The 11,943-nt window shown below is 63.0% G+C and carries 10 protein-coding genes; all 10 read right to left on the bottom strand.

Annotated features, from left to right (window positions below; all coding sequences use genetic code 11):
* Positions 1-12 precede the first annotated feature (12 nt).
* Positions 13-720 (bottom strand): biotin--[acetyl-CoA-carboxylase] ligase, encoded by a 708-nt coding sequence (locus AC58EF_RS22400; protein WP_497278795.1) that lies wholly within the window; start codon positions 718-720, stop codon positions 13-15.
* The gene (nuoN, locus tag AC58EF_RS22395; protein ID WP_497278734.1) at positions 717-2,153 is read right to left on the bottom strand and encodes an NADH-quinone oxidoreductase subunit NuoN; all 1,437 of its coding nucleotides are present in this window, start codon (positions 2,151-2,153) and stop codon (positions 717-719) included. The genes AC58EF_RS22400 and nuoN overlap by 4 nt, the downstream gene beginning before the upstream one ends.
* Complete coding sequence (locus AC58EF_RS22390) at positions 2,153-3,697, bottom strand: NADH-quinone oxidoreductase subunit M (protein WP_497278733.1); 1,545 nt, start codon at positions 3,695-3,697, stop codon at positions 2,153-2,155. Before AC58EF_RS22390 ends, nuoN begins: the two co-directional genes overlap by 1 nt.
* On the bottom strand, positions 3,697-5,751 hold the full coding sequence (gene nuoL / locus AC58EF_RS22385; protein WP_497278731.1) for an NADH-quinone oxidoreductase subunit L: 2,055 nt from the start codon (positions 5,749-5,751) through the stop codon (positions 3,697-3,699). The genes AC58EF_RS22390 and nuoL overlap by 1 nt, the downstream gene beginning before the upstream one ends.
* A gap of 10 nt (positions 5,752-5,761) precedes the next feature.
* Positions 5,762-6,067, bottom strand: a complete 306-nt coding sequence (nuoK, locus tag AC58EF_RS22380; protein ID WP_004211745.1) for an NADH-quinone oxidoreductase subunit NuoK — start codon at positions 6,065-6,067, stop codon at positions 5,762-5,764.
* Positions 6,064-6,675, bottom strand: coding sequence for an NADH-quinone oxidoreductase subunit J (locus AC58EF_RS22375; protein ID WP_497278729.1), 612 nt, complete (start codon positions 6,673-6,675; stop codon positions 6,064-6,066). The genes nuoK and AC58EF_RS22375 overlap by 4 nt, the downstream gene beginning before the upstream one ends.
* Positions 6,676-6,816: 141 nt before the next feature.
* Positions 6,817-7,302: an NADH-quinone oxidoreductase subunit NuoI gene (gene nuoI / locus AC58EF_RS22370; protein WP_004211738.1), complete on the bottom strand. Its 486-nt coding sequence runs from the start codon at positions 7,300-7,302 to the stop codon at positions 6,817-6,819.
* Positions 7,299-8,348, bottom strand: coding sequence for an NADH-quinone oxidoreductase subunit NuoH (gene nuoH, locus AC58EF_RS22365; protein WP_497278727.1), 1,050 nt, complete (start codon positions 8,346-8,348; stop codon positions 7,299-7,301). The genes nuoI and nuoH overlap by 4 nt, the downstream gene beginning before the upstream one ends.
* Positions 8,349-8,480: 132 nt before the next feature.
* The gene (gene nuoG, locus AC58EF_RS22360; protein ID WP_497278725.1) at positions 8,481-10,487 is read right to left on the bottom strand and encodes an NADH-quinone oxidoreductase subunit NuoG; all 2,007 of its coding nucleotides are present in this window, start codon (positions 10,485-10,487) and stop codon (positions 8,481-8,483) included.
* 2 nt (positions 10,488-10,489) lie between these two features.
* On the bottom strand, positions 10,490-11,833 hold the full coding sequence (gene nuoF / locus AC58EF_RS22355; protein WP_497278724.1) for an NADH-quinone oxidoreductase subunit NuoF: 1,344 nt from the start codon (positions 11,831-11,833) through the stop codon (positions 10,490-10,492).
* Positions 11,834-11,943 lie beyond the last annotated feature (110 nt).

The following is an 11,943-nucleotide window of genomic DNA, read 5'->3' as shown; positions in this document are numbered from 1 at the left end:
GGGCTCCTCCCCTCAGGTCAAAATGATGTCGCCGGCGTGAATGGCACGGCTGTCACCATTCGCCAAGCGCAGGATCAGCATTCCCTGTCGATCGAGCGTGTCAAATGCCCCTTCCACCACCTCGCCATCGGGCTGGACAACGCGCATCGGCGTCCCGGCGGCATGAGCGTTGAGCAGCCAGTGCGCGCGCACGGGGTCCAGCCCCTGCGCGCGCCAAATGGCCAGCCAATGGGCGAAAAGCTGCGCCAGTCGTTCGAGCAGCGCGCCAGCCTCCGCGTCGGTGGCGCCTTGCGCCATCAGGCTCGTGACAGGGCGATCCAGGTCGGTCGGATAATGGGTGACGTTGATGCCGATGCCGATGACGATCGCATCGCCGACCCGCTCAAGCAGGATGCCGGCTATCTTGGCACCGTCGACCAGCACGTCATTAGGCCATTTGATCCGCGCCTGCCCGGCGCAAAGCGGCGCGACCAAAGCGTGAACGGCATTGGCCGCGACCAGCGCCAGCGTGTGTGGAAGCGGATCGTCCGGCGCGATCCGCACCAGCGTGGAGCAGTAGAGATTGCCGGCCGGGCTGTCCCAGGCGCGGCCCATGCGCCCCCTGCCCCCGGTCTGGCGGCCGGCGCGGAGCCAGCTACCCTCGGGCGTGCCCTGCTCCGCCAACGCCAGCATGTCGACGTTGGTGGAGCCGGTTTCCTCGACGAAGCGAAGGAGAGTCAGAAGAGCGACGCCGCAGCGGCGGCGCTCGCCTGATCCAGCACGGGGTTGAGCAGATAACCCAGCACGATCACCGCGGCGCAGGCCGTCAGGATGATATTTTCGACCGGGCCGCCCTTCACCTCATAGGCAACGGTTGGCTCGTCGAAATACATCGTCTTGATGATCTTCAAATAATAGAAGGCGCCGATCACCGACATGGCGATACCGAAGGCCGCCAACAGCGTCAGATTCGCGGCGACCGCGGCGTCGAACACCAGGAACTTCGCCCAGAAGCCGAAGAGCGGCGGAATGCCGGCCATCGAGAACATGAAGATGGCGAGCGCTGCGGCCAGCCCCTTGCGCGATTGCGACAGGCCCGAAAGGCTGGCGATCGTCTCGATAGGATTGCCATCCGCATCGCGCATCTGGAGGATGCAGGCGAAGGTGCCGACCGTCATCAGGACATAGATCGCCATATAGCTCATCGTACCCGCGACACCGGCAGGCGTGCCGGCGGCGAGGCCGATCAGCGCGAAGCCGACATTGTTGATCGACGAATAGGCCATCAGCCGCTTGATGTTGCTCTGGCCGATGGCGGCGACGGCGCCGAACAGGATCGAGGCGAGCGCCACGAAGATCACGATCTGCTGCCAGTCCAGACCCGCCGGACCCAGCGCTTCGATCGCGACGCGCACCGTGAGCGCGATGGCGGCGACCTTGGGTGCGCTGCCGAAGAAGGCCGTCACCGGCGTCGGCGCGCCTTCATACACGTCGGGCGTCCACATATGGAACGGCACCGCGCTGATCTTGAACGCCAGGCCGCAAAGCAGGAAGACCATGCCGAACAATTCGCCGTTCGACACGCCATCGCCCATGGCGACAGCGATACCGTCGAACGCCGTGGTGCCGGTGAAGCCGTAGAGCAGCGCCGAACCATAGAGCAGGATGCCGCTCGCCAGCGAACCCAGCACGAAATATTTGAGGCCGGCTTCCGACGACCGTTCGTCCTGGCGCATGAAGCTCGCCAGCACATAGGAGGCAAGGCTGTTCATCTCCAGGCCGACATAGAGCGTCAACAGGTCTCCTGCCGACACCATCATGCCCATGCCGACGGCGGCGAACAGGATCAGCACCGCATATTCGGGGCGCGGCTTGCCGCCTACCGAGAAGAAGCGCGGGGCAAGCAGGATCGCCGCTGCCGCCGCGCCATAGATGAGCGCCTTGGCGAAGGCGGAAAAGGCGTCGGCGCGGTACAGGCCATCGAACGCGTCGGGGCCATGGGCGAGCGAGCAGGACAGCGCCACGCCGGCGATAGCCAGCGTCACCACCGACAGCCAGTTGACGACGCGGGCCGAGCCGTCGCCAGCATAGGCCGCGACGAGCATCAGGATCAGCCCGCCCACCGTCAGGATGAGTTCCGGCAGGACTGCCAAAAGGGAAGCGGTTTCAATCATCAGTGCGCCTCCCCGTGCGCCGGTGCTTCTTCATGATGGCCCTCGCTTGGCTTGGGCGCACCCATCTTGATCTTGGAGTCTCCCGCCGGAGCGGCAGGGGCGATGCGCGCTTCAAGCGCGCGGATGTCGGCCCGCATCGGGGCGAGGAAGCTCTCCGGATAGACGCCCATCCAGAGCACCGCCGCCGCGATCGGCGCCAGCAGCGCCACTTCGCGCGCAGACAGGTCAGGCATGGCGGCCGCGTCTGCATTCACCTGATCACCGTAGCAGATGCGACGATAGAGGTAGAGCATATAGGCCGCGCCCAGGATGATGCCCGTGGTGCAAACCAGCGCCACCCAGCTCGACGCCTGGTAGATGCCCATCAGCGACAGGAATTCGCCGACGAAGTTGCTGGTGCCCGGAAGGCCGACCGACGCCATGGTGAACAGCATGAACAAAGTCGCATATTTGGGCATGTTGATGCTGAGGCCGCCATAGCGGCTGATCTCGCGGGTGTGCAGCCGGTCGTAGATGACGCCGACGCACAGGAAAAGCGCGCCCGAGACGAGGCCGTGACCGAGCATGACCATCATCGCGCCTTCGATGCCCACCTGGTTGAAGGCGAACAGGCCGACGGTCACGATCGCCATATGCGCGACCGACGAATAGGCGATCAGCTTCTTCATGTCCGACTGAACGAGGGCGACGAGGCTGGTATAGACCACCGCGACCATCGACAGGCCCCAGACCAGCGGCGCAAGCTGCGCCGAGGCTTCGGGGAACATCGGCAGCGAGAAGCGGATGAAGCCGTAGCCGCCCATCTTCAGCAATACGCCGGCCAGGATGACCGAGCCAGCCGTCGGCGCCTGAACGTGCGCGTCGGGAAGCCAGGTATGGACCGGCCACATCGGCATCTTGACGGCGAAGCTGGCGAAGAAGGCCAGCCACAGCCAGGTCTGGACATGCGGATCGAAATTATAGGCCATCAGCGCCGGAATTTCGGTCGTTCCCGCCTCATGCACCATCCACATCATCGCGATCAGCATCAGGACCGAGCCGAGCAGCGTGTAGAGGAAGAATTTGTAGCTGGCGTAGATACGGTCCGCGCCACCCCAGATACCGATGATCAGATACATCGGGATCAGGCCGGCTTCGAACATGATGTAGAACAGATAGAGATCCTGTGCCGTGAAGACGCCGATCATCAGCACCTCCATGAACAGGAACGCCGCCATATATTCGCCGACGCGCTTCTGGATCGCCTGCCAGCTAGCGCCGATGCAGATCGGCATCAGGAAGACGGTGAGCGCGATCAGCATCAGGGCGATGCCGTCGATGCCCAGCGCCCAGGCGAAACGCCCGAAGATCGGGTGATATTCCTGGAACTGCCACTGTAGCCCGCCCTGGTCGAAATTCGCCCAGAGCGCGATGCCCAGCACCAGATCCGCCAAGGTTGCGATCAGTGCGATCCAGCGCGCGCTGTTGGCGCCCGCGAAGAGACAGGCGATGGCCCCCGCCATCGGCACTGCCATCATCAGGGAAAGGATGGGGAAGCCGTCCATTATCGTGTCATCGCCCAGGTTGCAGCCGCGGCGAGCCCGATGAGCATCACCAGCGCGTAGGTGTAGAGGTAGCCGGACTGAAGCCGACGGGTGATCTTGTTGCCCTGCACGACCAGAGCAGCCAGGCCGTTCGGCCCGAAGCGGTCGATGAAGCCCACGTCACCGAACTTCCAGAAGAAGCGGCCGATGGCGAAGGCGGGCTTGACGAACAGGACGTGATACAGCTCGTCGAAATACCATTTGTTCAGCAGGAACTGGTAGAGCGCGCCGAAGGTGGCGACGAAGCGCTTCGGCCAGTCGGTGAACTTGATATAGCTCAGCCAGGCAATGACTAGGCCAGTCAACATCACCGTGAAGGGACCGAACTTGACCCAGGTCGGCACTTCATGCGCGGCGTGCATCAGGTGGCTGTCGAACGCTATCGCGCTCTTCCAGAATTCGATGCCGCCTTCCGAACCGATGAACTGGTCGTGGAAGAGGAAGCCGGCGAAGACCGCGCCCAGGCTCAGCACTACCAGCGGAACGAGCATGGCCCACGGGCTTTCATGCGGATGATAGCCCGCCGTGCCCGTCAGTTCCTGGCCGTGATCGTCATGCGCGTGGGCATGGGAGTCATGACCATGGCCGTCTTCTTCGCCCACGCTTTCATGATGGCCATGAACCGCATGTTGGATATGCTCCGAAGCGGCCCAGCGCGGCTTGCCGAAGAAGGTCAGGAAGACCAGGCGCCAGCTGTAGAAGCTGGTCAGCAGCGCCGCAAACACGCCAACGAAATAAGCGCCGATACCCGTGCCGCCCGAAGCAAAGGCCGCTTCGAGAATGCCGTCCTTCGAATAGAAGCCCGCGAAGCCGACGCCGACGAGCGGCAGGCCGACGCCGGTGATCGCCAGCGTCCCCAGGGTCATCGTCCAGAAGGTGATCGGGATCTCCTTCCGCAACGCCCCATAGTAACGCATGTCCTGCTCATGGTGCATCGCATGGATGACCGAGCCGGCGCCCAGGAACAGCAGCGCCTTGAAGAAGGCGTGCGTGAAGAGGTGGAACATCGCCGCGCCATAGGCGCCGACGCCCGCCGCGAAGAACATATAGCCCAGCTGCGAACAGGTAGAGTAAGCGATGACGCGCTTGATGTCATTCTGCACCGTGCCGACGGTCGCGGCGAACAGACAGGTCGCGGCGCCGACATAGGTGACGACGGTCAAAGCCGTTTCCGACGTCTCGAACATCGGCGACAGGCGGCACACCATGAACACGCCCGCCGTCACCATGGTCGCCGCGTGGATCAGCGCCGACACCGGGGTCGGGCCTTCCATCGCGTCGGGCAGCCAGGTGTGGAGGCCGAGCTGCGCCGACTTGCCCATCGCGCCGATGAACAGCAGCAGGCAGAGGACGGTCATGGTGTCGAAACGGTGGCCGAGGAAACCGATGGTCGAACCGGCCATGGAGGGCGCGGCGGCCAGGATTTCCGGGATCGAGATGGTGTTGAACACCAGATAGGTGCCAAAAATGCCCATCATGAAGCCAAGATCGCCGACGCGGTTGACAACGAACGCCTTGATCGCGGCCGCATTTGCGCTCGGTTTACGGAACCAGAAGCCGATGAGCAGATACGACGCCAGACCGACGCCTTCCCAGCCGAAGAACATCTGGAGCAGGTTGTTCGCCGTCACGAGCATCAGCATCGCGAAGGTGAAGAGCGACAGATAGGCGAAGAAGCGCGGCTGATCCGGGTCTTCCTCCATATAGCCCCAGCTATAGAGGTGGACCAGGCTCGACACGCTGGTGACGACCACCAGCATGACCGCGGTCATGGTGTCGACGCGCAGCGCCCATTGGGCATCGAAGCTGCCCGACTGGATCCAGGTGAACATGGGCGCGACATAGGGTTCGGCGTGCCCGGTCAGGAAGGAGATGAAGATCGGCCAGCTCATTGCGCAGGAGGCAAAGAGCGCGCCGGTGGTGACGATCTTCGCGGGCAGCTTGCCGATGGCCTTGTTTCCAAGACCGGCGATGGCAGCAGCCAGCAGCGGGAGAAGGACGATAAGCTGGATCATGGGGTCGGTCTCAGCCCTTCATCCGGTTGACATCGTCGACGGCGATGGTGCCGCGACCACGGAAGTAAATGACGAGGATGGCAAGGCCGATGGCCGCCTCACCCGCCGCGACGGTCAGCACGAACATCGAGAAGACCTGGCCCACCAGATCGCCCAGGAAGGCACTGAAGGCGACGAGGTTGATGTTCACGCTGAGCAGGATCAGTTCGATCGCCATCAGGATGATGATGACATTCTTGCGGTTGATGAAGATGCCCAGCACCCCCATCACGAAGAGGATGGCGCTGACCACCATATAATGCTGAAGGCCGATCACAGCTCCACCCCCTGCCCCACGGGCTGATTGACGTTGCGCACGGCGTCCTGCGGACGACGACGGTTCTGCCTGGCGACATTCTGGCCGCGCACCCCGCCACGGGCGCGATGGGTCAGCACGATTGCGCCGATCATCGCGACCAGCAGGACGATGCCCGCCGCCTCGAAGAGGAAGATATAGCGCGTATAGAGCAAGCCGCCGACCGCCTGGATGTTCGTGAGTTCCGGGTTCACCGGGCCGGCGCGCTGCGCCAGTTCGATGGGGCCGGCGCTCCACAGGCCGATGCCCAGGATGATTTCCGCCAGCAGCACCGCCGCGATCAGCAGGCCGAAGGGCAGATAGCTGACGAAGCCCGCCCGCAGTTCGGCGAAGTCGATGTCGAGCATCATGACGACGAACAGGAACAACACCGCGACCGCGCCGACATAGACGATGACGAGCAGCATCGCGATGAACTCAGCACCGAGCAAGACCATCAGGCCCGCCGCGTTGAAGAAGGCCAGGATCAGCCAGAGGACCGAATGGACCGGGTTGCGCGACAGGATCGTCAGCGCGCCGCTGCTCACCACCAATATGGCGAACAGATAGAAGGCTAAGACGTGGATCATCTCAGAAAACCAACCTCTGTGCGTGTCTCACGAACCTGTCCCGTTCGTTTCGAGCGCAGTCGAGAAACGCTGCGCCTAGTTCCTGTTTCTCGACTACGCTCGAAACGAACGGAGCCGGGCTTGATGTCGATTGCGCGCCCATTAACGGTACGGTGCGTCGGCGGCAAGGTTCGCGGCGATAGCCCGCTCCCACTTGTCACCATTTTCCAGGAGCTTGGCCTTGTCGTAGATCAGCTCCTCGCGGGTTTCGGTCGCGAATTCGAAATTCGGTCCCTCGACGATCGCATCGACCGGGCAGGCTTCCTGACAGAAGCCGCAATAGATGCACTTGGTCATGTCGATGTCGTAGCGCGTGGTGCGGCGGCTGCCATCGTCGCGCGGCTGCGCCTCGATGGTGATCGCCTGCGCCGGACAGATGGCCTCGCACAGCTTGCACGCGATGCAGCGTTCTTCCCCGTTGGGATAGCGGCGCAGCGCATGTTCGCCCCGGAACCGCGGCGAAATCGGGTTCTTCTCATAGGGATAGTTGATGGTCGCCTTGGGCTTGAAAAAATATTTCAAGGTCAGCCAGTGCGCCTTCACGAACTCCCAGAGGGTGAAGCTTTTGACGTAGTAACCGAGGCTCATTGTGCGCCTCCATAGCGCGTCAGCATGAGGAAGCCCGACACCAGGAAGACGAAGAAGAGCGAGGTCGGCAGGAAGATTTTCCAGCCCAGCCGCATCAGTTGGTCGTAACGGTAACGGGGCACCGTCGCCTTCACCCAGGAGAAGACGAAGAAGAAGAACAGGATCTTGGCGAACAGCCAGAGGATGCCCGGCACATAATAGAGCGGCGCCCAATCCAGCGGCGGCAGATAGCCGCCCCAGAAGAGGATCGCGTTCAATGCGCACATCAGGATGACGTTCGCATATTCGCCGAGCCAGAAGAGCGCGAAGGCCATGGACGAATATTCGGTCTGGTAGCCCGCGACCAGTTCCGATTCCGCTTCGGTCAGGTCGAACGGCGCGCGCGCCGTTTCCGCCATGGCGGAGATCAGGAACATGATCGCCATCGGGAAGAGCAGCGGGTTGAAGCCGTTGCCGTTCAGCAGGCCATAATAGCCCTTCTGGCTTTCGATGATCTGGGTCAGGTTGAAGCTGCCCGCCCACAGGACGACGCAGATCAGGATGAAGCCGATCGAGACTTCATAGCTGATCATCTGCGCCGAAGCGCGGATCGCCGAGTAGAAAGGATATTTGGAGTTGGACGCCCAACCCGACAGCACCACGCCATAGACGCCCAGCGAACTGATGGCGAGGATATAGAGCAGGCCGACATTGATGTTGGCCAACACCACGCCCACCTGGAACGGCACCACCGCCCAGGCCATCAGCGCCACCGTGAAGGTGATGATCGGCGCGATCAAGAACAGCGTGCGGTTGGCCGCCGACGGAACGATGGTTTCCTGCAGGAAGACCTTCAGGCCGTCCGCAAAGGACTGAAGCAGGCCGAAGGGGCCGACGACGTTGGGACCACGGCGTAGCGCCATCGCGGCCCAAATCTTGCGGTCGGCATAGATGATCATCGCCACCGCCAGCATGACGGGCAGACAGATCACCAATATGCCGATGACGGTGGAAAGCAGCCAGGCGCCTTCGAACGGCAGGCCGAGGTCTTGGAAAAAGGCGGTCATATCAGAACGATCCCCCCTTCCCGTTCGCTTCGAGCAGCTTCGAGCGAAGTCGAGAAGCGTCTGTCGAAAAGTTGGCGCGCAGTTCTCGACAAGCTCGAACCGAACGGTTGTGGGTGTGTGCGGCGGGCTGCATCACTCTGCGGCCTCCGCGAAGCTTTCACCATGGATCAGCTCGGCCGAGCATATCTGCATCGTCGGGCTGGCGCGGCAGATCGCGTTGGTGAGGTAGAAATCCTTGATCGGCGAACCGAACTCGCCGGTCGCACCGGTCGGCAGCTTGGGAATGGACCAGCCATAGTCGGCCAGACCCTCGACGCCCAGCGCCGGAACCGCCTTGACCATTTCGGCGCGCAGCGCGTCGAAGCTGTCGAACGACAGCTTGGCGCCCAGCGCTTCCGACAGGGCGCGCAGGATCGACCAGTCCTCGCGGGCATCGCCCGGCGCGAACACGGCCTTTTCGCCGCGCTGCACCCGGCCTTCCAGATTGACATAGGTGCCAGCCTTTTCGGCATAGCTTGCGCCCGGCAGGATCACGTCCGCCGCATGAGCGCCCTTGTCGCCATGATGGCCGATATAGAGTTTGAAGCTGTTACCGAAGGCCGAATAGTCGACCTCGTCCGCACCCAGCGAGATGAGCAGCTTGGGCTTGGCGTCCGCCACCGCCTTGATACCGCCCTTGGTCGCATAGCCCAGCATCAGGCCGCCCATGCGGGCCGCCGCGAAATGCAGGACGTTATAGCCGTTCCAGCCCTCTTTCACGAGGCCCAGCGTTTCTACCAGCGCCAGCGTGTCGCCATGCGCGCCATCCTTGGCCAACACGCCGCCACCGACGATCATCGCCGGACGGGCAGCGCCCTTGAAGGCTTCGACCACGGCTTCGGGCAATTTGGCCAGCAGCGACGCATCATTGCCCAGCCACTCAACCTTGTAGGTCAGATCGACTTCCGCGCCGATACCGAAAACCTTCGCGCCCTTCTTGATCGCCTTGCGGATACGGGTGTTCACCAGCGGCGCTTCCCAGCGCAGGTTGGTGCCGACCAGCAGGATGATGTCCGCGGTTTCCAGATCGGCGAGCGGCGTGTTGAACACCACCGACGACAGGCTCGACACGTCGTAGGACAGGCCGGTCTGACGCCCTTCCAGCATCGTGCCGCCCAGCTTTTCGACCAGTGCCTTGCCAGCGAACATGGTTTCGCAGTCGAGCAGGTCGCCGGCGATCGCGGCGACGCTGCCGCCATGCTGGACCGCGGCGACGGCGGCGAAGGCTTCCGCCCAGGTCGCCGGAACCAGCTTGCCATCCTTGCGAATGAACGGCTTGTCCAGGCGCTTGCGCACCAGACCGTCGACATTGTGCCGGGTCTTGTCCGACGCCCATTCCTCGTTCACATCGTCATTGATGCGCGGCACGGCGCGCAGCACCTGACGGCCACGGCTGTCGAGGCGGATGTTGGTGCCGACCGCATCCATCACGTCGATCGCATGGGTCTTCTTGAGTTCCCACGGACGCGCTTCGAAAGCGTAAGGCTTGGCGGTCAGCGCGCCGACCGGGCAGAGATCGACCACATTGCCCGACAGCTCGCTCTTGGCGGCATGTTCGAGATAGGTGGTGATCTGCATATTCTCGCCGCGATAGATGGCGCCGATTTCCGGCACGCCCGCGACTTCCTCCGCAAAGCGCACGCACCGGGTGCACTGGATGCAGCGGGTCATGACCGTCTTGACGATCGGACCCATATATTTTTCGGTGACGGCGCGCTTATTCTCCTCGAAGCGGCTGCCGCCACGGCCATAGGCCATGGACTGGTCCTGCAGGTCGCACTCGCCGCCCTGGTCGCAGATCGGGCAATCGAGCGGATGGTTGATGAGGAGGAACTCCATCACCCCTTCGCGGGCCTTCTTGACCATTTCGCTGTCGGTGCGGATTTCCTGGCCTTCCGTCGCCGGAAGCGCGCAGGAAGCCTGCGGCTTGGGCGGTCCGGGCTTCACCTCGACCAGGCACATGCGGCAATTGCCGGCGATGGAAAGGCGCTCATGATAGCAGAAACGGGGGATTTCCTTCCCCGCCTGCTCGCAAGCCTGGAGGACAGTCGCGCCCGCCGGGACTTCGAGTTCTACGCCGTCTACTTTGACCTTGGGCATGGTTACTCCGCTGCCTCCATGACGGGGGCGCTACCCTTGTTCTCATTGATCCGGCGCTCGATTTCCGGCCGGAAGTGGCGGATCAGCCCCTGGATCGGCCAGGCCGCCGCGTCGCCGAGCGCGCAGATGGTGTGGCCTTCGACCTGCTTGGTCACCTGGAACAGCATGTCGATTTCGCTCTGGTCGGCGTCGCCGGTGCGCAGCCGTTCCATCACGCGCCACATCCAGCCGGTGCCTTCACGGCAAGGCGTGCACTGGCCGCAGCTCTCATGCTTGTAGAAGTAGGAGAGACGCGAAATGGCGCGGACGATGTCGGTCGACTTGTCCATGACGATGACGGCGGCGGTGCCAAGGCCCGAACCCAGCGCGCGCAGGCCATCGAAATCCATCGGCGCGTCCATGATCTCCTTCGCGGGGACCAGCGGCACAGAGGAACCGCCGGGGATAACCGCGAGCAGATTGTCCCAGCCGCCCCGAATGCCGCCGCAATGGCGGTCGATCAGTTCGCGGAACGGGATCGACATCGATTCCTCGACGACGCAGGGCTTGTTCACATGGCCGCTGATCTGGAACAGCTTGGTGCCGCGGTTATTCTCACGCCCGAAGCCGTTGAACCAGGCCGCACCGCGCCGCAGGATCGTCGGCGAAACCGCGATCGATTCCACATTGTTGACCGTGGTCGGGCAGCCATAGAGGCCCGCGCCCGCCGGGAAAGGCGGCTTCAGGCGAGGCTGGCCCTTTTTGCCTTCCAGGCTTTCGATCTGCGCGGTTTCCTCGCCGCAGATATAGGCGCCCGCGCCGCGATGGACGAAGACGTCGAAATCATAGCCAGACCCGCAAGCGTTCTTGCCGATGAAGCCCTTTTCATAAGCCTGCTCGACAGCGGCGAAGAGAACCTTCGCCTCATAGATGAACTCGCCGCGAATATAGATATAGGCAGCGCGCGCGCGCATTGCGAAACCGGCGATCAGCGCGCCTTCGATCAGCTTGTGCGGATCGTGGCGGATGATTTCGCGGTCCTTGCACGAACCCGGCTCGGATTCGTCGGCGTTGATGACCAGGAAGCTGGGACGGCCGTCCTTGCTTTCCTTGGGCATGAAGCTCCACTTCATGCCGGTCGGAAAGCCGGCGCCGCCACGGCCGCGCAGGTTCGACGCCTTGATGATGTCGATGATCGCGTCCTGGCCGATTTCCATCAGCTTCTTGGTATTGTCCCAATCGCCGCGCTTCATGGCGGCGTCGACGCCCCAATCCTGATAGCCGTGGACGTTGGTGAAGATGCGGTCCTTGTCGGCCAGCGGGCCGACGAAGGGCGGCGGAGCCGCCAGTGCGGGTGCGTCGGTCATGCCGCAGCTCCAATAGCAAATCCGTTCACTTCGAGCAGCGTCGAGCGAAGTCGAGACGCGACAGTCGAGAAGTCAGTGCGAGCCGTTCTCGACAAGCTCGAACCGAACGG

The sequence above is a fragment of the Sphingobium sp. WR1 genome (assembly GCF_059693745.1).
This window is presented reverse-complemented; position numbering and strand designations above follow the sequence as displayed.